The 21155-nt window shown below is 43.2% G+C and carries 14 protein-coding genes, 1 tRNA gene, 3 rRNA genes and 1 riboswitch; of the genes, 13 read left to right on the forward strand and 5 right to left on the reverse strand.

Annotated elements, in window-relative coordinates; all coding sequences use genetic code 11:
* Nucleotides 1-114 precede the first annotated feature (114 nt).
* The 8 genes from MN086_RS02445 (at nt 115) to MN086_RS02480 (ending at nt 11823) form a co-directional block, all read left to right on the forward strand.
* Complete coding sequence (locus tag MN086_RS02445; RefSeq protein ID WP_248576476.1) at nt 115-1452, forward strand: ATP citrate lyase citrate-binding domain-containing protein; 1338 nt, start codon at nt 115-117, stop codon at nt 1450-1452.
* A gap of 9 nt (nt 1453-1461) precedes the next feature.
* The gene (locus MN086_RS02450; protein WP_248576477.1) at nt 1462-3264 is read left to right on the forward strand and encodes a citrate/2-methylcitrate synthase; all 1803 of its coding nucleotides are present in this window, start codon (nt 1462-1464) and stop codon (nt 3262-3264) included.
* 524 nt (nt 3265-3788) lie between these two features.
* Nucleotides 3789-5294: ribosomal RNA gene (locus tag MN086_RS02455) — 16S ribosomal RNA — on the forward strand.
* Nucleotides 5295-5422: 128 nt separating this feature from the next.
* A tRNA-Ala gene (locus MN086_RS02460) sits at nt 5423-5498 on the forward strand.
* Between the two features lie 307 nt (nt 5499-5805).
* Nucleotides 5806-8681, forward strand: a 23S ribosomal RNA gene (locus MN086_RS02465).
* Between the two features lie 149 nt (nt 8682-8830).
* A 5S ribosomal RNA gene (rrf, locus tag MN086_RS02470) occupies nt 8831-8946 on the forward strand.
* The 16S, 23S and 5S rRNA genes sit together here with 1 tRNA gene alongside, the layout of an rRNA operon.
* 763 nt (nt 8947-9709) lie before the next feature.
* Nucleotides 9710-11098 (forward strand): argininosuccinate lyase, encoded by a 1389-nt coding sequence (argH, locus tag MN086_RS02475; protein WP_248576478.1) that lies wholly within the window; start codon nt 9710-9712, stop codon nt 11096-11098.
* Nucleotides 11099-11148: 50 nt separating this feature from the next.
* Nucleotides 11149-11227: riboswitch (cyclic di-GMP riboswitch) on the forward strand.
* An 86-nt stretch (nt 11228-11313) separates the two neighbouring features.
* Nucleotides 11314-11823 (forward strand): murein L,D-transpeptidase family protein, encoded by a 510-nt coding sequence (locus MN086_RS02480; RefSeq protein ID WP_248576479.1) that lies wholly within the window; start codon nt 11314-11316, stop codon nt 11821-11823.
* A gap of 20 nt (nt 11824-11843) precedes the next feature.
* On the opposite strand, the gene MN086_RS02485 is transcribed toward MN086_RS02480, so the two are convergent.
* Nucleotides 11844-13283: a YdiU family protein gene (locus tag MN086_RS02485; protein ID WP_248576480.1), complete on the reverse strand. Its 1440-nt coding sequence runs from the start codon at nt 13281-13283 to the stop codon at nt 11844-11846.
* A gap of 42 nt (nt 13284-13325) precedes the next feature.
* Nucleotides 13326-13790, reverse strand: a complete 465-nt coding sequence (locus MN086_RS02490; protein ID WP_248576481.1) for a CYTH domain-containing protein — start codon at nt 13788-13790, stop codon at nt 13326-13328.
* A 69-nt stretch (nt 13791-13859) separates the two neighbouring features.
* Between MN086_RS02490 and MN086_RS02495 the strand changes: the two genes are divergently transcribed.
* Nucleotides 13860-14321 (forward strand): OsmC family protein, encoded by a 462-nt coding sequence (locus tag MN086_RS02495; RefSeq protein WP_248576482.1) that lies wholly within the window; start codon nt 13860-13862, stop codon nt 14319-14321.
* Between the two features lie 3 nt (nt 14322-14324).
* Here MN086_RS02495 and MN086_RS02500 read toward each other — a convergent pair whose 3' ends face one another.
* Entirely contained in the window at nt 14325-14531 is a 207-nt protein-coding gene (locus MN086_RS02500; RefSeq protein ID WP_248576483.1) for a DUF1450 domain-containing protein, read from the reverse strand.
* A gap of 90 nt (nt 14532-14621) precedes the next feature.
* Between MN086_RS02500 and MN086_RS02505 the strand changes: the two genes are divergently transcribed.
* Nucleotides 14622-14825, forward strand: coding sequence for a hypothetical protein (locus tag MN086_RS02505; protein WP_248576484.1), 204 nt, complete (start codon nt 14622-14624; stop codon nt 14823-14825).
* Between the two features lie 36 nt (nt 14826-14861).
* Here MN086_RS02505 and MN086_RS02510 read toward each other — a convergent pair whose 3' ends face one another.
* A complete protein-coding gene (locus tag MN086_RS02510; protein WP_248576485.1) occupies nt 14862-15068 on the reverse strand; it encodes a hypothetical protein in 207 nt (68 codons plus the stop codon).
* 162 nt (nt 15069-15230) lie between these two features.
* Between MN086_RS02510 and MN086_RS02515 the strand changes: the two genes are divergently transcribed.
* Nucleotides 15231-17066, forward strand: coding sequence for an ABC-F family ATP-binding cassette domain-containing protein (locus MN086_RS02515; protein ID WP_248576486.1), 1836 nt, complete (start codon nt 15231-15233; stop codon nt 17064-17066).
* A 207-nt stretch (nt 17067-17273) separates the two neighbouring features.
* On the opposite strand, the gene MN086_RS02520 is transcribed toward MN086_RS02515, so the two are convergent.
* Nucleotides 17274-17627: a histidine triad nucleotide-binding protein gene (locus tag MN086_RS02520; RefSeq protein ID WP_008241681.1), complete on the reverse strand. Its 354-nt coding sequence runs from the start codon at nt 17625-17627 to the stop codon at nt 17274-17276.
* 203 nt (nt 17628-17830) lie between these two features.
* Here MN086_RS02520 and pheS point away from each other — a divergent pair, with 203 nt between their 5' ends.
* Together pheS and pheT are read left to right on the forward strand one after the other, a co-directional pair.
* Nucleotides 17831-18823 carry a phenylalanine--tRNA ligase subunit alpha gene (gene pheS, locus MN086_RS02525; RefSeq protein ID WP_248576487.1) on the forward strand — a complete coding sequence of 331 codons (993 nt, stop codon included), beginning with the start codon at nt 17831-17833 and terminating at the stop codon, nt 18821-18823.
* A complete protein-coding gene (gene pheT / locus MN086_RS02530) occupies nt 18820-21153 on the forward strand; it encodes a phenylalanine--tRNA ligase subunit beta (protein WP_248576488.1) in 2334 nt (777 codons plus the stop codon). The genes pheS and pheT overlap by 4 nt, the downstream gene beginning before the upstream one ends.
* Nucleotides 21154-21155 lie beyond the last annotated feature (2 nt).

The raw sequence follows: 21155 nt of genomic DNA on the forward strand, positions 1-21155 counted from the left end.
GAACTGTTTCTATACTACACAATATTTTTTTTATACTTATAGTTTATATTACTTTTACGAAAGTTAAATTTATCTAATGGTAGACTACCAAGAACTAAACTAAAGGAGAACTCGATGGCTCAAAAGGCGATTAGAGAGTATGACGCAAAGTCAATTCTAGCAAAACATTGGGATAAGTATTTCCCAGATTTTACTTATGCATACCAAACTGTAATGGTTCAAAACGGATCTGAACTAGCAGAAGCTGCAAAAGAGAACACATGGTTAAATGAAAAAGCGTTGGTTGCAAAACCAGATATGCTTTTCGGTAAAAGAGGAAAAAATGATCTGGTACTTTTCAAAGATGCTAAGCCAGGTGATGTTTCATTAGCAAAAGCGATCAGCTGGATCGATGAAAAATCAAGTAAAGAGCAATCAGTATACTTTTCATTTGACGGTGACACACCAACAGGTGAACCATCAGTTGATATGTTGACTCACTTCGTAGTTGAGCCGTTTACTCCACATGCACAAGAAGAAGAGTATTATATCTCTGCTACATGTGTAGGTGATGATGATATGCTTTATATGTCTGCTGAAGGTGGAATGGAAGTTGAAGAGGGTTGGGAAGAGAAAGTAACTGAAGTTGCTTTCAAGATCACTGATACTGAAGAAGAGATCGCTGAAAGAATCAGAGCAAACGTACCTGCGGATGTTGCAGACAAAGACAAAGCGGCATTTGCTGAATTTGCTATCGGTTTCTTTAAAGCATACAGAGAGTTGAACTTCGCATACCTTGAGATCAACCCGTTCGTAATGCAAGGTAACAAGATCGAGCTTCTTGATATGGTTGCAAAACTAGATGACACTGCCGGATTCATGATGGTAGACCAGTGGGGTGATGTTGAGTACCCGACTGCATTCGGTATGGAAGAGAAATCTCCGGAAGTATTGGCTGTTGAAGAAGCAGATGCTAAAACAGGTGCATCACTTAAATTGACACTTTTAAAACCAGAAGCTAGAATCTGGACAATGGTTGCCGGTGGTGGTGCTTCAGTTGTTTATGCTGATACGATCGCTGACCTTGCAGGTATTGATGACCTTGCAAACTACGGTGAGTACTCAGGTGGACCGACAACAGGTGAGACGAAGTTCTATGCAGAAACACTTCTTGATCTTATGACAAGAGAAAAAGATGCACAGGGTAGAGATAAGATCCTTATCATCGGTGGTGCGATCGCTAACTTTACAGATGTTGCTAAAACATTTACAGGTATCATCCAGGCATTTGAAGAGTATGCAGACAAGATGAAAGAAATCGGTATCAAGATCTATGTGAGACGTGGTGGACCAAACTACGAAAAAGGTCTTAAAGATATTAAAGAAGCAGCAGATAGACTTGGTCTATGGATCGATGTATACGGACCGGAGACACACGTAACTGATATCGTTAGAATGGCAGTAGAGGCATAAGGAGAGAAGATGGCACAATTATTTACTAGAGATACACAGGCTATTTTTTGGAACAACAACAAAACAGCGATCCAAAGAATGTTAGACTATGATTACACAATTAAAAGAGAAAAACCTTCAGTAGCAGCGATCGTTGCTCCAACTGCATCTGGAAAATTTGAGAAATTCTTCTATGGTGCAGACGAGGTGATGATCCCTACATTTAAAACGACAGCAGAAGCAAAAGCTGCTCAGCCTCAAGCTGACGTTCTTTTGAACTTTGCATCATTCAGAACAGCTTATGATGTAACAATGGAAGCATTGAACATCGGTGGATTCAAAACGATCATGATCACTGCAGAAGGTATCCCTGAGAGACTTGCACGTGGTATGAACCAAGCTGCACGTGATGCGGGTGTTGTTGTTATCGGGCCTGCTACAGTTGGTGGTATCGCTCCTGGTGCATTCAAGATCGCTAACGTTGGTGGTACGATCGAGAACATTGTAAACTCTAAACTACATAGAGCAGGTTCATGTGGTCTTGTAACAAGATCAGGTGGTCTTTTCAACGAGCTTTCTAACATCATTGCTATCAATGCTGACGGTATTGCAGAAGGTGTTGCGATCGGTGGAGACAGATTCGTTGGTTCTGTATTTATCGATAACCTTCTTAGAATGGAAGAGAACCCGGATGTGAAGTATATGATCCTTCTTGGTGAAGTAGGTGGTACTGAAGAGTACAAAGTGATCGATGCGGTTAAATCTGGTAAGATCACAAAGCCGATCATTGCATGGTGTATCGGTACGATCGCTAAATACTATGATTCAGGTGTTCAATTCGGTCACGCAGGTGCATCTGCGAATGCTGAACGTGAAACAGCTGAAGCGAAAAACAAAGCGATGGCTGAAGCAGGTATTCATGTACCGGCAACATTCAATGACCTTCCTGCGAAGATCAGAGAAGTATTTGAATCTCTTAATATCCCAGCGATCCCTGAGCCAGAGATCAATGTAGTACCTAAAGTAAGAAGAAGCAAGCAGTTCATCTGTACGATCTCTGATGACAGAGGTGATGAAGCGACTTACGCTGGATTCCCAATCTCTTCAGTGGCTACACCTGATACAGGTAAAGGAATCGGTGATGTTGTATCACTTCTATGGTTCAAAAAACAGTATCCGAAATGGGCGACTGACTTCATCGAGACTGTAATGAAAACAGTTGCGGATCACGGACCGGCAGTATCTGGTGCACACAATGCAAAAGTAACAGCAAGAGCAGGTAAATCAGTGGTTGAATCATTGGTAACTGGTCTTCTTACGATCGGACCGAGATTCGGTGGTGCGATTGATGGTGCAGCGCAGTACTTCAAACATGCAGATGACAACAACATGACACCTAAAGAGTTCTTGAATTATATGAAAGGTGAGGGTGTGCCAATTCCGGGAATCGGTCACAGAATCAAATCTCTTAAAAACCCTGACCTGAGAGTGAAAGGTTTGATGGATTATGCAGCGGAGCATTTCCCTGCAACACCACTTCTTGACTATGCAAGAACGGTTGAAGCATTGACAACATCTAAAAAAGAGAACCTTATCCTTAACGTGGATGGTACGATCGGTATCCTTATGGTTGATATGTGGAGAGCACTTGGTTACTCTGAAGAAGAGATCAATGAGTTTATCGCTTCAGGTACGCTCAATGCATTCTTTATCGTAGGTAGATCTATCGGATTCATCGGTCACATCCTTGATGAGAAGAGACTTGCTATGCCTATGTATAGACACCCAATGGATGACATCCTTTACGATGTCCAAATGGCAGAAAAGCTCTAATTTCTTTTCAGCACCAGGCACAACTTCACCGTTGTGCCATTTTCTACATTTTATTTACTCCCAAACATTCACTTTCTAACATATATTCACATTTCATACAAGAAATCTACCTGCTTTTTAACACGACACATCGCACTAATATAAGTACAACAAAATTAATAAAATAATATAGATAGTTCTCTATATTTTTTTAGGAAAATAAAAGAAATTTTAAGCCATTTTTGCATATATAATGTAAGTAAAATGTGATAAAAAAATTTTTTTTAACAAATTTCAAATAAAACGCAAAAAACCCTTGACAAGGAATTAAATTTTGTCTATAATTCCCGTCCACAAACACAGAGACCTAGGCTGAGTTAGCCCAGAGAGTGAGAGTGAATGATCTTTGACAACCAAATAATAAGTAAACAAATCAACGTCTATTTGAGTTTTAATTTTACCAATTTTTAAAAAATTGGGATAAAGATTAAACTTAATTAGAGATAGTTAAGTGATTCTTTGACAATGGTTCAAACCATTTCATTTTTATGGAGAGTTTGATCCTGGCTCAGAGTGAACGCTGGCGGCGTGCTTAACACATGCAAGTCGAACGAGAACGGTCCTTCGGGATGTCAGCTAAGTGGCGGACGGGTGAGTAATGTATAGCTAATGTGCCCCTTGGAGAGGGATAACAGTTGGAAACGACTGCTAATACCTCATACTCCTTCTATGTTAATCATAGTTGGGAAATGTTTTTTCGCCAAGGGATCGGGCTATATGGTATCAGCTAGTTGGTGAGGTAATGGCTCACCAAGGCAATGACGCCTAGCTGGTCTGAGAGGATGATCAGCCACACTGGAACTGAGACACGGTCCAGACTCCTACGGGAGGCAGCAGTGGGGAATATTGCACAATGGAGGAAACTCTGATGCAGCAACGCCGCGTGGAGGATGACGCATTTCGGTGTGTAAACTCCTTTTATATAGGAAGATAATGACGGTACTATATGAATAAGCACCGGCTAACTCCGTGCCAGCAGCCGCGGTAATACGGAGGGTGCAAGCGTTACTCGGAATCACTGGGCGTAAAGCGCGCGCAGGCGGGCTAATAAGTTGGATGTGAAAGCCTACGGCTCAACCGTAGAACTGCATCCAAAACTGTTAGTCTAGAGTGTGGGAGAGGAAGATGGAATTAGTTGTGTAGGGGTAAAATCCGTAGAGATAACTAGGAATACCAAAAGCGAAGGCAATCTTCTGGAACATTACTGACGCTGAGGCGCGAAAGCGTGGGGAGCAAACAGGATTAGATACCCTGGTAGTCCACGCCCTAAACGATGAATGTTAGTCGTCGGGTAGCTAGTCTATTCGGTGATGCAGCTAACGCATTAAACATTCCGCCTGGGGAGTACGGTCGCAAGATTAAAACTCAAAGGAATAGACGGGGACCCGCACAAGTGGTGGAGCATGTGGTTTAATTCGAAGATACGCGAAGAACCTTACCTAGCCTTGACATATTTAAGAACACTTTAGAGATAGAGTGGTGCCTTCGGGAGCTTTTATACAGGTGCTGCACGGCTGTCGTCAGCTCGTGTCGTGAGATGTTGGGTTAAGTCCCGCAACGAGCGCAACCCTCGTCACTAGTTACTAACGGTTCGGCCGAGGACTCTAGTGAGACTGCCTTCGCAAGGAGGAGGAAGGTGAGGACGACGTCAAGTCATCATGGCCCTTACGGCTAGGGCAACACACGTGCTACAATGGCCAGGACAATGAGAAGCGATACCGCGAGGTGGAGCAAATCTATAAACCTGGTCTCAGTTCGGATAGCAGTCTGCAACTCGACTGCTTGAAGCTGGAATCACTAGTAATCGTAGATCAGCTATGCTACGGTGAATACGTTCCCGGGTCTTGTACTCACCGCCCGTCACACCATGGGAGTTGATTTCACCCGAAGCGGGGAAGCTAAACTGGCTACCCTCCACGGTGGAATCAGCGACTGGGGTGAAGTCGTAACAAGGTAACCGTAGGAGAACCTGCGGTTGGATCACCTCCTTTCAGAGTATAGATGATATTTCCTCACAGAATATCATCACAAACACAAATAAGACTTGGTTTGTTTTATGTTCGATCATAACTTACTGTTTGGTTGTCAAAGATTATTAGGATCTTTGACGTAACAACCTGGGGAATTAGCTCAGCTGGGAGAGCGCCTGCTTTGCACGCAGGAGGTCATCGGTTCGATCCCGTTATTCTCCACCATTTCTGAAAAGAGATGATGGATTGGAAAACTTAATAGAAGTATTCATGAGAATGTTTCTATTAGGTTTTACACCTAAAAGTTATTTAACTTATTATTGTTAAGAGTCTAACGTAATGTTGCATGATATGGATTTATTCATATTATAAACAAATTACAATTTAACAGAAAATTATCAGAAATGATAACTTTCATGTGCAAACTTCAAGAAATTGAAACTCATAAATATACATTATTAAACGAGTAACCATAAACAGAGAGATCTGTGAATGACTTATTTGCATTTAATAAGGTAGTACCTTAGAATTAAATAAATTAATCTAAGGGCAGATGGTGGATGCCTAGACCAGGAGAGGCGATGAAGGACGTACTAGGCTGCGATAAGCCAGGGGGAGCTGCCAAGAAGCTTTGATCCCTGGATTTCCGAATGGGGCAACCCGGCATGTTGCGAAGCATGTCACTCTTAGGAGAGCGAACGTGGGGAAGTGAAACATCTCAGTACCCACAGGAAAAGAAATCAACCGAGATTCCCTTAGTAGCGGCGAGCGAAAAGGGAGTAGCCCTAAAGAGTTTAAGGTGTTAGTAGAATAAGCTGGAATGCTTGACCGTAGAGGGTGAAAGTCCCGTATACGAAAACTAATTAGACTTTATTCGAGTAGGTCGGGACACGTGAAACCCTGACTGAATATGGGAGGACCACCTTCCAAGGCTAAATACTACTCCAGGATCGATAGTGAACCAGTACCGTGAGGGAAAGGTGAAAAGAACCGCAGTGAGCGGAGTGAAATAGAACCTGAAACCATCTGCCTACAATCATTCAGAGCCCTATGTTTTATACAGGGTGATGGACTGCCTTTTGCATAATGAGCCTGCGAGTTATGGTGACTAGCAAGGTTAAACACACGTGAAGCCGTAGCGAAAGCGAGTCTTAATAGGGCGTTAGTTAGTTGCTGTAGACCCGAAACTAAGTGATCTATCCATGGGCAGGTTGAAGCTGGTGTAAGAGCTAGTGGAGGACCGAACGGGTGGAGGTTTAAAACTCCTCCGATGACCTGTGGATAGGGGTGAAAGGCCAATCAAACTTAGTGATAGCTGGTTCTCTCCGAAATATATTTAGGTATAGCGTCATGTTCGAAGCTATGGGGGGTAGAGCACTGATTGGGCTAGGGCCTACACCAAGGTACCAAACCCAGTCAAACTCCGAATACCCATAGTGAATTCATGGCAGTCAGGTGGTGGGTGATAAAATCCATCATCGAGAGGGAAACAGCCCAGACTACCAGCTAAGGTCCCAAAGTTCTATTTAAGTGGAAAAGGATGTGGAGTTGCTTAGACAACCAGGAGGTTGGCTTAGAAGCAGCCATCCTTTAAAGAAAGCGTAACAGCTCACTGGTCTAGCGATTCTGCGCCGAAAATATAACGGGGCTAAAATAGACACCGAAGCTGTAGATTTAGTATTTATACTAAGTGGTAGGAGAGCGTTCTAGTCAGCATTGAAGCCATACCGGTAAGGAGTGGTGGAGCGGCTAGAAGTGAGCATGCAGGCATGAGTAGCGAGAAAACAGGTGAGAATCCTGTTCGCCGTAAACCCAAGGGTTCCTACACTATGCTCGTCATTGTAGGGTTAGTCGGGTCCTAAGCTGAGTCCGAAAGGGGTAAGCGATGGCAAATTGGTTAATATTCCAATACCAACTAATAGTTTAGTACGAAGGGGGGACGCATAGGGTTAAACGAGGTCACTGATGGAATAGTGGCTCGAAGGGTGTAGATAAGCTGGATAGGAAAATCCGCCGGCTGTTTTCGAGACCTGACAGGCTGATGACGCTCTTCGGAGCTGATTCAGAATCGTTGATACCGTCGTGCCAAGAAAAGCCTCTAAGTGTATTATTAGTTGCCCGTACCGTAAACCGACACAGGTGGGTGAGATGAGTATTCTAAGGCGCGTGGAAGAACCCTGGTTAAGGAACTCTGCAAACTAGCACCGTAACTTCGGAATAAGGTGTGCCTCCTCTTGTATTAGAACTTGCTTCGAAAGCGAGAGAGGTTGCAACAAAGAGTCCCTCCCGACTGTTTATCAAAAACACAGCACTTTGCTAACTCGTAAGAGGATGTATAAGGTGTGACGCCTGCCCGGTGCTTGAAGGTTAATTGATGGGGTTAGTACTTCGGTGCGAAGCTCTTGATCGAAGCCCAAGTAAACGGCGGCCGTAACTATAACGGTCCTAAGGTAGCGAAATTCCTTGTCGGTTAAATACCGACCTGCATGAATGGCGTAACGAGATGGGAGCTGTCTCAACCAGGGATCCAGTGAAATTGTAGTGGAGGTGAAAATTCCTCCTACCCGCGGCAAGACGGAAAGACCCCGTGCACCTTTACTATAGCTTGACACTGCAATTGGGATATATTTGTGCAGGATAGGTGGGAGGCTTTGATTCATCGGCGCCAGCTGGTGATGAGCTATCCTTGAGATACCACCCTTATATATTCTGATTGCTAACTTGCGGCAATTATCTTGTCGGAGGACAATGTCTGGTGGGTAGTTTGACTGGGGCGGTCGCCTCCTAAAAAGTAACGGAGGCTTACAAAGGTTGGCTCAGATGGGTTGGAAATCCATCGCAGAGTATAATGGTATAAGCCAGCTTAACTGCGAGACGTACATGTCGAGCAGAGACGAAAGTCGGTCATAGTGATCCGGTGGTTCTGTGTGGAAGGGCCATCGCTCAAAGGATAAAAGGTACGCCGGGGATAACAGGCTGATCTCCCCCAAGAGCTCACATCGACGGGGAGGTTTGGCACCTCGATGTCGGCTCATCGCATCCTGGGGCTGAAGCAGGTCCCAAGGGTATGGCTGTTCGCCATTTAAAGCGGTACGCGAGCTGGGTTCAGAACGTCGTGAGACAGTTCGGTCCCTATCTGCCGTGGGCGTTGGATGATTGAGGAGAGTTGCCCCTAGTACGAGAGGACCGGGGTGAACGAACCACTGGTGTACCAGTTGTCCTGCCAAGGGCATCGCTGGGTAGCTATGTTCGGATGTGATAACCGCTGAAAGCATCTAAGCGGGAAGCCAACTCCAAGATGAATCATCCCTGAAGATCCGCAGAAGACTACTGCGTTGATAGGCTGGGTGTGTAAGTGATGAAAGTCATTTAGCTGACCAGTACTAATAGATCGTTTGTATTTACTTTATTCTTCAAATAGGTACTACCTTATTAAGTGCAAGCTTAATAATGAGTATGCAATTGTAATCAACTTACCTAGGCTCTTAACAATACTAAGTTACTCAAAGCTTACGAGCTGAGAGAAACATGAACACATCGGTGTTTATCTTTCTCTTAGTGGTGGGGCTAGAGGGAGGGTCATACCCAGCTCCATTCCGAACCTGGAAGTCAAGCCTCCCATCGCCGATAATACTGCAGGCTACGCTTGTGGAAATGTAGGTCGCTGCCACTTTGAGTTTATAACACCCTTCATTTTTTAACAATCAATCAATTAACTCTTTACAATTTTAATTTATCACAAAGCCTTTTATTTATTTACTTTTAACAATCTCATTAATCTTTTACATCTATTTACATTTTTTTAGTTTTTTTACAACGCTTAGACCCCTATATAACGAATCATAGCTACTTTATTCACACGATTAACCCTTTATTTACGCCCCATTAACTCCCATACCTTATAATACTTCTAGAAAGGTAACCATCTCCCTTTCCAAGAGATTAGTTTTACTCCTTGTCCAATATTTGTAATAACTTCCTTGTTCTCTTGGTCCCCGGTTATCTTTTTATAGAAGAGCCTATCCCTCCCGATATAACTCCCTTTCTTAGGCTCTTCGCAAATCATCTTTGTACTTTCTGCCTATATTACTTTTTTCTGTGCTTTTCACATTTTATTTTATATGCGTTGTCTCTTAAGTCTATATTATAGAAAATAGTACATTTAAATATTGGATTAACACTCTATTAACACGCCATTAACACACACTTTCTATAATCATATAGAAAGGTAACCGTCTCCTTTTTTCCAAGTGACGTGTTTTACTGCTTGTAAACTTCCTTATTTCTTGGAACTGGTTATCTTTTACTGAAGAGCCTTCACTCCTCCCTTCCAACTCCCTTTTTTAGGCTCTTCTGTTTTTTCTATAACTGTCAATCCTTCTTAAACGTACTTTACGATAAAATACTTTTAATTAACTACATTTCAGGAAACAATCATGTCTAAAAAAATTGCATCTGCAAGAATCTCTGAAAAGAGTTCACAACTCCTACAAGATCTCAACAACTCACTACCATTTGACAAAGTGCTGTATAAAGAAGATATAGAGGGTTCACGTGCCCACGCCTATATGCTGTGTGAGCAGGGTATCATCTCTAAAGAGGATTATGAGAAGATAGAAGGCGGACTCTATGAGATACTGGGTGAGATAGAGTCTGGTGACTTTAAACTGGACGGTGATGATGAAGATATCCATATGGCGATAGAGGGAAGACTGACTGAAAAAGTAGGGGATGCAGGCAAACGTCTACACACAGCGCGCAGCCGTAATGACCAAGTGGCACTTGATTTCAGACTCTATGTACAGAACAACACAAAAGCCATTGCTGATCTACTTTTAGAGAACATCACTACGCTTGTAAAAGTTGCAGAAGAGAATGCTGAGACGATGCTTCCTGGTATGACGCACCTGCAGCATGCTCAGCCTATAAACTTCGGTTACCATATGATGGCCTATGCAAGTATGTTTAAACGTGATTATGAGCGTTTTATGAGCTCATATGAGCGTAATAACTACTCCCCTATAGGTTGTGCTGCATTGGCCGGTACACCACACCCGATCAACAGACAGACCACGTCAGATAAACTGGGTTTCAATGCACCGACTCTGAACTGTCTTGATACGGTAAGTGACAGAGACTTTGCACTGGAGATACTCTTTAACATAAGCACGATGATGATGCATATGAGCCGCTTGAGTGAAGAGCTCATCTTGTGGTCTGCGAGTGAGTTTAAATGGGTGACACTCAGTGATAGACATGCGACAGGTTCTTCCATCATGCCACAAAAGAAAAACCCTGATATCCCTGAACTTCTCAGAGGAAAAACAGGACGTGTAAACGGTAACCTCGTAGCACTTCTTACTGTGATGAAAGGGTTGCCACTGGCCTACAACAAAGATATGCAAGAGGACAAAGAGGGTGTATTTGACTCTGTAAGAACAGCGATACTCTCACTACAGGTTCTCGAAGAGATGATAGCAGAGATGACCGTCAACAAAGAGGCTATGGAAGCTGCATGTATGATAGGCCACCTCTCGGCAACAGATCTTGCAGACTACCTCGTAAAAGAGCAAGGACTCCCGTTCCGTGATGCCTACCACATCACAGGTAACGCGGTGAACCTGGCAGAAGAAAAAGGACTGGACATCTCAGAACTAAGCTTGGAAGATCTGCAAAGTGTAGACGCACGCATAGGTGAAGGTGTAATAGCACTACTTGATAACCGTGCCTCCATGAATGCTCGTCAGTCAGAGGGTGGTACAGCAACTGTGAGGACTTTGGAGCAGGTAGAGAGTATGAAAAGTTGGTTAGAAGGACAAAAATAAGTCTCTTATTTTTTTTTAAAACTTTTCATAGTACAATGTAATTACTTATTAATGTTAAAAGCTAAACTTGTTGTGAAGCAAGGACAGAAAGTCATGGGTCTTTATGGTAAAGATCGCCAGACCGCACATTTTCTTATATACAGATGGATAGTTCTACCTTCTTTACTCCTCAGTTTTTGACAATGATATGATTTAAACCCAATCAAAGGATCATTGTGAAGAAATATCTATTTTTTTATATCATCACCTCACTTTTACTTTTAGCAAATACTTCATCTTCATCGAAATTCAAGGGTCTCAAAGCAGATCTGGTTACAGTGGTAAAATCAAAAAGAAAGATGTACCTTTCATGTAAAGGCAAGATCTTAAAAAAATATGACATCGCTTTAGGTGGCAACCCTGTAGGGCATAAGAGAGTAAGAGGTGACCAAAAGACGCCTGAGGGAAAATATAAACTTGATTATTTCAAACCCAACAGTTCTTTTTATAAAGCTTTGCATATCTCGTACCCCAATAGAAGAGATCATCAAAATGCAAGGAGATTGGGTAAAAGTCCCGGAGGATCGATCATGATCCACGGACAACCCAATAACAGAGAAATCAAAAAGTCATTTTTCCAACGCTATAATGACTGGACTGCAGGGTGTATCGCATTAGAAAATGATGAGATGGATGAAGTCTTACGTCTTGTGAATGTGGGAACCCCGATCCACATTAAACCTTGAGTTTCCCATCCTCTTCTTGGCTAAGACGAGCAGGAGAGGCAAAGGTTTTTATGCTCCTCCGGTGTTTCCTCTGCAAAACGTTCGAACTCAGGCAGTTCATCGAATGGATGGGCTGCGATATGGAGCAGTGTTTCTACCATAGAAAAATCCCCTTTTAGCGCAAGGTCTATCGCTTCTTGGAGCATATAGTTTTTCAGGACATATTTCGGGTTGGTCTTTAGCATTACTTGTTGACGCTCGTTCTGTGTTCTTGTCTCTTTAGCCAAACGTTTATCATAGAGAGTAAGCCAGCTGTCAAGGGGGACTGGATTCATGGCGAGTTCAAAGATGGGCATCCTGTCACCGTCATAACGGCTGAGTGTTCGGAAAAATAGGGTATAGTCCACGTAGGCCTCCTGCAGTGTACCTACCAGTTCTGTGATGAGTTCCACATCTTCATCCAGCTTCATTACTAACCCTAGTTTTTCACGCATCACATCGATATAGGCATCAGGGTAGAGGAAGTTGCCAAAATCATCGAGCTTTTTCTGCATTCTGTTCTTATCGATCAAAGGGGTGAGGGCCTTTGAGAGCATAGTGAGGTTCCAGTAGGAGACATTGGGTTGGTCACCGTAGCTGTAGCGGCCCGCCTTGTCGGTCTTGTTGCAGACAAAACCATAGTCAAAATCATCCAGCATCGCATAAGGCCCATAGTCGATGGTGAGACCTGCAATGGACATGTTGTCTGTATTCATGACGCCATGATTAAAACCTATCCCCTGCCACTGAGCGATAAGCTTTGCCATACGCTCAACGACCTCACAAAAGAATTTGTAATAACGGTCTTCATCATCCTGCAAGTGAGGGTAGGATTCGGCGATGACATAGTCGGCAAGGGATCTGAGCTTGTCGTACTCTTTAAAGTAGTAAAAGTATTCAAAGGTACCAAAACGCACCCAGCTTGGTGACATGCGCATCACAATGGCCCCGCGTTCTATCTGGTTGCGTAAGATCTTCGTTTGTGACCCGATGATGCCAAGAGCCCTTGTGGTAGGAATGCCAAGATGGTGCATCGCTTCGCTCATCAGGTATTCACGTATAGAAGAGGGGATGGCTGCCCGGCCGTCTGAGGTGCGGGAGTAGAGTGTCTCTCCGCTCCCTTTGGTCTGGAGGTGCCAGCCGTTGATGCTTCCCAGATTGATAGCCCTGCCATCTCCCAGACGCGGTGCGTAATTACCGAACTGATGCCCTGCATAGCACATGGAAAAAGGGCGTGCCCCTTTGGGAAGGTAGGTACCGTTGAGCAGTGCTACAAAACGGGGATCCTCTTTGGCACTGTCATCAAGGCCTATAAGTTCTGCCGCTTTTGGGTTGAAACTGATCAGGTAGGGATCATCCAACGGTGTGGGTTCGGTCATGTCGTAAAATTCACTATCGAGCGAAAGATACGGGGTTTCAAAATTAAGGTTATCAAGTGTCATACAGAGGTTTTACATTGCTTATCCTTAAGATCAGATAAGATTTTACCAGGATGTATAGGGCTCCTCCACCAAATTGGCATTAAAATACCGCACATCCTCCGTCACCTCTTCACTGACCCACTCGGGTAGAGAAAAATCCTCCGCTTCACTCTCCAGTTCTATTTCGGCAAGGGTGAGCCCTTGATTGGACCCTTCAAAGATATCGACCTCCCATGTATGGCCCTCATACTCTACAAGGTAGCGTGTTTTTTCTACAAGTGAGGCATGGCAGAGGTTTGTGAGCATCTCCTGGGCATCACTCAGCGGGATGGGGTACTCGAACTCTAACCGTGTGGCACCCTGGCTTTTACCCTTGATGGTAAGAAAGGCTTCTTTGTCACGGATTCGTATACGCACGGTGGTATGATCTACGGTCTGGATGTAACCCTGTTTGATGATGTAGCCGTTTCTCAGTGCGGGCAGTTTGGTTTCGTCTATGAGGAATTTTCGTTCTATTTCTACACCCATGATATGCCTTTTGCAGTTAAATATAAGTCATATAGTGTACACTATCACAAATAAATCTTAGGAATGAACATGAACGTATCAGTAGAGTATCTTGGCGATAAAAAATTCAAAGCGAACACTATAAAGTCCTCTTTCACTTTGGACTGTAAAGAGATCACACCTGTGGAGTATTTTGCAACAGGGATCATAGGATGTACGGGGATAGACCTTGTAATGATGGCTGAGAAAGACGGTTTTGAGGTGACGAACTACTCTGTCAAGGCAGAGATAGAGAGAACGGAATCCGTACCGATGAAATTTGCATCTATGCATATCATTTACACGTTTGACGGAGCGTTCGATGCGACAAAAGCAAAGCGCTATATAGGCGCATCATTGGAGAGTTACTGTACTACGGTGAACTCTATCCGTGATTCGGTGAAGGTGAGCTATACGATCATCCAAAACGGTGAGAAGATAGCCGACAAGGAAGAACTTGTCTCTATGAGCGTGCCGCTTGAAGACGGTTTCGGAGGGGCTTGCTGCTCGTAGGGGTTAAAGCTCGTCGATCTTCTCGATGAGCGATGGGATACGCTTGGCTTTGAGCTTTTTCCCATCTACTTTTGCTACAGGCTGTTTCTTGCACCGTTTGCACATATCGATACAGGACTTCACTGTGACCGTATCATCAGGAAATGCCTTGATGAGTCTCTTCTGAAGCTTATCGACTTTCGAGAATTTTTTACATATTTGTATCTTCATAACCTACTATAGCATATTTTTTCAGCTTCAGATACTTTTTACTCTTAGGGGAGTATCATAATAGTATCTTATAAAGTAAAAGGACGTAAGATGAATCCTGTAGAACAAGATATTGAAAGAAGAAAAAATGAGATCGTTGTAGAAGTGATTGCACTTTTTAATGCCAATATGAAGTTTACCGATTGGGATGTACCTGAAGCGGATAATGCTCTTGCAGCAAAACTGATCATAGAGACCATGCAAGAGGCGCTTGATGGGTTGAAAGCAAAATTGGACGCAGGTGAGTTCAAATAGTACCCATTCTCTCCTTGTCAGCGAGGAGAGAAGATCTTAGATAAGGCCAAGTTCTGCAAGTAGTGCTTTGATCGTAGGTGAAAGTTCACTGAGCTCCTTGAGGAAAGTCCCTGAAGCCATATCTTCTCTGTACCACTCTTCGATACGTTTCATGGAGTCACTTTTCTCTTCTTCCGTCAATGTTTGAGATTTATCAATAGTGTCTTTGATCTTTTCTAAATGTTTTAAATTAGTATCGCTCATTTTCTATCCTTTTAAAAGATGTCGTAGGATTATTATAGAATGATAATACTTTCAAACATATATTATATGTTTACTTAGAATAGCACATATATGATGAGAAGACGAGCTAAAACACTTTTCGATATAATTGCAACCCAAATTACCCCATACATGGATATATAAATGATACAACTTACAAACCTCTCTAAAAGCTTTGGGGGACAAACCCTTTTTAAAGATATCAACCTCAAGCTTTCACCGGGACAGAGAATCGGACTTGTCGGACGTAACGGGTCTGGTAAATCGACGCTTTTCAAGATTATTCTGGGTGAAGAGGGTTATGATTCGGGGGATGTGAGTATCCCGAAGAACTATATGATAGGCACACTTCGCCAGCATTTGGAGTTTACGGAAAAGACAGTACGTGAAGAGTGTGCACTGGTACTTCCTGAAGATGAACAGTGGAACTTTTACAAGATAGAAAAGCTGCTCTTTGGACTGGGGTTTACCGCAGAAGATCTGGAGAAAGACCCTATGAGTTTTTCCGGAGGGTACCAGATACGTATCAATCTTGTAAAACTTTTGGCAACAGAACCCAATATGCTGTTGCTCGATGAGCCTACCAACTACCTTGACCTGCCTTCTTTGCGATGGTTGAAAGGATTTATCAGGGAGTTTGAGGGTGAAGTGATACTCATCACGCACGACCGTGACTTCATGGACGCTGTGACGACCCATACGATGGGCATACAGCGTAAAGGACTTCGTCTGGTACAGGGTGACACGCATAAATACTACGCGACACTTGAGATGGAAGATGAAACCTATGAGAAAACGAAGGCAAATCAAGATAAAAAGCGTAAAGAGCTTGAAGAGTTCGTCGCACGTAACAAAGCCAGAGCCTCTACCGCCGCACTCGCACAGTCAAAGCAAAAAGAACTCGACAAAATGGATGAGATGGAAGATCTGCAGAATGATGCGACGTTATCCTTTGATTTCAAATATAAAGAGACACCTGCAAAAATTGTTTTACGTGCGGAAGATCTGGGTTTTGGATACAACCCGGATGAACCGCTGTTTCAAGGTGTAACTTTTGCTCTGGAGAAGGGAAAACGTCTGGCGATTATCGGTAAGAACGGTAAGGGTAAGTCAACACTGCTGAACTACATTGCAGGAGAACTGCCGCTCCAGCAGGGAAAGCTTGATTTTCATCCTGCTACCACGTTTGCGCACTTTGGACAGACAAACATCGAAAGACTCAATGTCACATCAACGATCATTGATGAGATCGCTTCGGTCAATAAAGACATAGGGATACCCGAATCACGCAGTATCGCGGGGCGTATGATGTTCTCGGGTGACCTTGCCGATAAAAAGATAGAGGTACTCTCGGGAGGAGAACGCAGCCGTGTCATGCTCGGAAAGATCATCGCAACACCCGCTAACCTTCTTTTCCTGGATGAACCTACCAACCACCTGGATATGCAGTCTATCGATGCGCTGGCAGATGCCATAGATGCGTTTGAAGGTTCTCTCATCATGGTCACGCACTCAGAGATGCTTTTACGAAGATTGGCTGATGCGCTGATCATCTTTCATAAAGGTGGGGCAGAGTATTTTGAAGGTACCTATGATGAGTTTTTGGAAAAGATAGGCTGGGAAGAGGAAGAAGGGGCAGCCCCTAAAAAGAAAAAACCCAAGATCAACCATAAAGAGCGTAAGAAATTGCGTAAAGCTGTGACTCAGGAGCGTAATGAACTGCGTAAGCCTTATACCAAAGAGATCAAGTTTTGTGAAGAGAAGATCGAAGCGCTTGAAGAGGAGCTTGAGGTTAAAAATGCAGCACTTGAAAAAGCATCAAACTCAGGAGATAACGATGCCATCATGGAACTTTCACGGGAAGTGGGTCTGGTACAGCAGGAGGTGGATGCACTCTTTGAGCGTTTGGAGATCGCTACGGAAAAAGATGAGGAGATCGTGGCGGAGTATGAGCTCAAGCTTGAAGAGATTGATGCTTAGCATCTGATTTTAATTGATTTGTTAGATTTCCTTAACAATCGAACTGTGGTGATATTACCCTCTTCATTTTTTTAGAAAAAACGAAGCGATTTGAGAATAGTGACGACTTTTGCTCACTTTTCTAGAAAAGTAAGAAGAGAGACAAGTTCACAAGTAAAATATTGAGGGAGTTTTTTAGCCCAAGGAAATAAATTCCCCAAAAGAGTTTTATAAACTCTTATGCGGGTCTTCGTGGCTGTGATCCCAGGTAAGTTTTCCTCCGCCCAAGAGGTGGAAATGTAAGTGAAATACCTCTTGTCCTCCGTCTGGACCGTTATTGGTGATGAGTCTGTAACCGGACTCATCTATACCTACTTTGGTAGCTACTTCTTGTGCAAATTCTGTGAGTCCTGCCATCGTCTCGGGTGTCACATCCTGAAAACAGTCGACATGTGTTTTAGGGATGATGAGAATATGGATAGGTGCTTTAGGGTAGAGGTCATGAAATGCTAAAAAATGTTCACTCTCATGGACAGTGTTGTTGGGGATTTCTTTGTTTACGATTTTGCAGAATATGCACATGCCGTGGTCCTTTGATCGGTTGATTTATTTTCTTTTTTTATTATCATATCAACTTGCGGATATTCATGTCAAGCACGAATATGACGTGGGTATGGTCAAGTTTAATATAGGCAAAGTATAGCACAGATAAGTAGTAATAAATCCCATTGTTAGTAATTTTTCGATAAAATCACAACAATACACAGAAGTCATATAGAGGTTAAATGGAAAATTTAGAAGAGAAGATCATTCAGGCCGATTCGCTTGAAGCATTAGAAAAAGTACGTGTTGAACTTTTCGGGAAGAAGGGTGTTTTGGCAGCAGAGTTTGCCAAGATGAAAGATGTACCCGGTCCGGAGAAAAAAGCATTTGCAGAGGGTTTGAACAAAAGTAAGGCCGCACTGCAAGCGAGTTTTGATGCACGTTACGCAGTGTTGAAGTCTGAAGAGATAGAAAAAGTACTTAAAAGTGAAGCGATCGATGTTTCACTCTATGGCACATTGGCACAAAAAGGTGCACTGCATCCGGTGATGGAGACGATGGACAAGATCATTGACTATTTTGTGGCGTTGAATTTTGCTGTGGAAAGCGGGCCTATGGTAGAGGATGACTTCCACAACTTTGAAGCCTTGAACCTGCCTAAATACCACCCTGCGCGTGATATGCAGGATACATTCTATTTTAAGGATGGGGGACTTTTACGTACACATACCTCTCCTGTACAGATACGTACGATGATGGAGATCAAACCTCCTATCCGTATGATCGCTCCGGGAACAGTGTTCAGACGTGATTATGACCTGACACATACACCGATGTTCCACCAGGTGGAGGGTCTTGTGGTAGATGATAAAGGCAAAGTGAGTTTTGCAAACCTCAAGTCTATATTGACAGATTTCCTACAGTATATGTTTGGAGATGTTGAAGTGCGTTTCAGACCGAGTTTCTTCCCGTTCACTGAACCGTCTGCCGAAGTGGACATCTCTTGTATCTTCTGTGCAGGTGAAGGATGCAGGGTCTGTTCACATACAGGCTGGCTGGAAGTACTTGGATGCGGGATCGTCGATCCGAATGTCTTTAAGGCAGTAGGATACGAAGATGTGAGCGGCTATGCCTTTGGTTTGGGTGTAGAGCGTTTTGCAATGCTGATGCATAAAATACCTGATTTGAGATCTTTATTTGAAGGTGATATTCGTTTGTTGGAGCAGTTTAGATGATAGTAACAAGAAGTTGGTTAAGTGAATTTATAGACCTTAGCAGTGTCTCTAATGAAAAGCTGTATGAAACGTTTAATGCCATAGGACTTGAAGTTGACAGTCTGACACAGATAGAGATAGCTGAAAAAGTAGTCGTAGGAGAGATACTGTCTTGCGAAAAACACCCTGATGCAGATAAACTCAATGTATGTAAAATCAATGTGGGAAGCGGTACAAGACAGATCGTTTGCGGTGCTGCCAATGTTGTGGATGCCGAGTATGTGGCTGTAGCGACCATAGGTGCTGTACTGCCTGGTGACTTTACCATCAAACATGCGAAACTCCGCGGTGTCGAGAGTGAAGGGATGGTCTGTTCCTCTTCTGAACTTGGACTCCCTGATACGGGGGAAGGGATCATGATACTCGATGAGAGTATCGGTGAACTGGAACCGGGTAGAGAGTTACGTACCTATGAGAAGGTCGCAGACACGATCATCGAGCTTGAACTTACAGCCAACAGAGGGGATTGTCTGAGCATTTACGGTGTAGCAAGGGACTTGAGTACCGCACTTGATATCGAGATGAAAACATTTGAATATAAACAAGAAGATAAGATAAAACTCGGCATCGCCAGAGAAGCAGAACTTCACCATACCGGTGAAATGGATGCAGACCTGCATTATAAACTTGCAACGATAGAGCAGATATCAAACAATTTTCTTGTACAGTTACGTTTAGCGATGGTAGGTGTAGAAGCTGAAGGAAGACTGGCAAGTATGCTGTCGTATGCAACGCATACGACAGGAGTCGTGTTACGTGCCTATGACAGTAAAATATTCCGTAATGAGGAAAACAAGATCTCTGTACATACGGCAGCGAAAACAAAAGGGATTATCGAGATCATCGGAAATGAGAAGGTGCTTTCTGTTGTAGGTGTGCAACAAGAAGCAGAGTGCACGGCAAATGACAACACCAAAGAGCTTCTCATAGAGGCGAGTTATATCAATCCCGATACTTTGGTTGAGGCGGTTGCAAACACTTCTTTGAAAACAGATGAGCTGTATTATAAGACATCCAGAGGTTCCAATCCTGATCTCCAGTTCGGGTTATCGTTCCTGGGTTCTATGATGGACAGTTATACAGATATCTCCTGTTATGAAGGTTCACTGATCGTAAGTGCCGAAAAAGAACATGATACGGTGATCGTTGATGCCAAAGAGGTTTCTGCTATCATCGGTATGGATATTGAAATAGGGAAGATCGTAGCGATACTTCAAAAACTTGGATTTGAGATCAATTCTATGGGGCATGATCTTATCGCAGCAGTGGTACCGCATTTTAGACATGACATCAAACATTTACAGGATATCTCAGAAGAGATCGTACGTATCATCGGAATCAATAATATAGAAGCCAAACCTTTTGTATTTGCTGAGAAACCGCGTCTTAATGACACATCCGATAGATATAAGGCAAAAAAAGAATTTAAGAACCGTGCAGTGGGTGTCTCATTCTATGAGAACGTATCGTATGTCTTTTCTGAAAGAGCACTTTTGGAAAAATATGGTTTCTCTACGGTAGATGAAGACTTGGAACTGGCAAATCCTATCGCAGAAGAGCTCAATACACTGAGATCTACGATCCTGGTCAATTTGCTCAATGCAGCGAAGCGCAATGTAAGTTACAGTAAAAAATCGATTCCTCTCTTTGAGATCGGTGCAGTATTTGGAAGCCAAAGAGAACAGAAAGAGGTGATCTCTTTTGTCTTCTCTGGACAGGTCGAAGGTGAAAATGTAAGAAATGCGGGTAAACCGAAGATGATCGATTTTGCCACCTTTACACAAAAAGTAGGTGCTGTTGTCGGTGCCTTTGAGCTGGAACCTTGTACCTATGAGAATGGGCTTATCCACCCTTATCAATCTGCTAACATCATGGTAGACGGCAAAGTGTGCGGGTTCATTTCAAAGTTGCACCCGACCGTGCAGGAAAGTTTTGATCTCCCTGTGACATTCATCGCGGAACTTGATTTTGATGTGTTGTTACCGACACATATCAATGCCACACCTATCTCCAAGTTCCAAGGTGTCTATAAAGACCTCTCTGTAGTGATCGATAAATCTTTGAACTACTATGAAGTGGCTAAGGTACTCAATGCACTGGAACTTCCAATGCTTAAAGATACCTATCCTGTAGATATCTATGAAGATGAAAAATTGGGGGATCAAAAGAGTCTTACGATACGTTTCTTCATCCAATCTATGGAAAAAACACTTGAAGATAGTGATATAGAAGCAGTGATGGGTCAGATTATGGCTGCACTTGAAACAGAATGTAAAGCTGAATTGAGATAAAG

The organism is Sulfurovum sp. XGS-02, from assembly GCF_023213175.1.
In the GTDB taxonomy this organism is placed as follows: domain Bacteria; phylum Campylobacterota; class Campylobacteria; order Campylobacterales; family Sulfurovaceae; genus Sulfurovum.

What these genes read in the sequence shown, in the direction of transcription:
- argH (WP_248576478.1), top strand. Translation starts at nt 9,710, where the DNA reads ATGTCTAAAAAAATTGCATCTGCAAGAATCTCTGAAAAGAGTTCACAA.
- MN086_RS02495 (WP_248576482.1), top strand. Translation starts at nt 13,860, where the DNA reads ATGAACGTATCAGTAGAGTATCTTGGCGATAAAAAATTCAAAGCGAAC.
- MN086_RS02485 (WP_248576480.1), bottom strand. Translation starts at nt 13,283, where the DNA reads ATGACACTTGATAACCTTAATTTTGAAACCCCGTATCTTTCGCTCGAT.
- pheS (WP_248576487.1), top strand. Translation starts at nt 17,831, where the DNA reads ATGGAAAATTTAGAAGAGAAGATCATTCAGGCCGATTCGCTTGAAGCA.
- MN086_RS02505 (WP_248576484.1), top strand. Translation starts at nt 14,622, where the DNA reads ATGAATCCTGTAGAACAAGATATTGAAAGAAGAAAAAATGAGATCGTT.
- MN086_RS02515 (WP_248576486.1), top strand. Translation starts at nt 15,231, where the DNA reads ATGATACAACTTACAAACCTCTCTAAAAGCTTTGGGGGACAAACCCTT.
- MN086_RS02500 (WP_248576483.1), bottom strand. Translation starts at nt 14,531, where the DNA reads ATGAAGATACAAATATGTAAAAAATTCTCGAAAGTCGATAAGCTTCAG.
- MN086_RS02510 (WP_248576485.1), bottom strand. Translation starts at nt 15,068, where the DNA reads ATGAGCGATACTAATTTAAAACATTTAGAAAAGATCAAAGACACTATT.
- MN086_RS02520 (WP_008241681.1), bottom strand. Translation starts at nt 17,627, where the DNA reads ATGTGCATATTCTGCAAAATCGTAAACAAAGAAATCCCCAACAACACT.
- pheT (WP_248576488.1), top strand. Translation starts at nt 18,820, where the DNA reads ATGATAGTAACAAGAAGTTGGTTAAGTGAATTTATAGACCTTAGCAGT.
- MN086_RS02445 (WP_248576476.1), top strand. Translation starts at nt 115, where the DNA reads ATGGCTCAAAAGGCGATTAGAGAGTATGACGCAAAGTCAATTCTAGCA.
- MN086_RS02450 (WP_248576477.1), top strand. Translation starts at nt 1,462, where the DNA reads ATGGCACAATTATTTACTAGAGATACACAGGCTATTTTTTGGAACAAC.
- MN086_RS02490 (WP_248576481.1), bottom strand. Translation starts at nt 13,790, where the DNA reads ATGGGTGTAGAAATAGAACGAAAATTCCTCATAGACGAAACCAAACTG.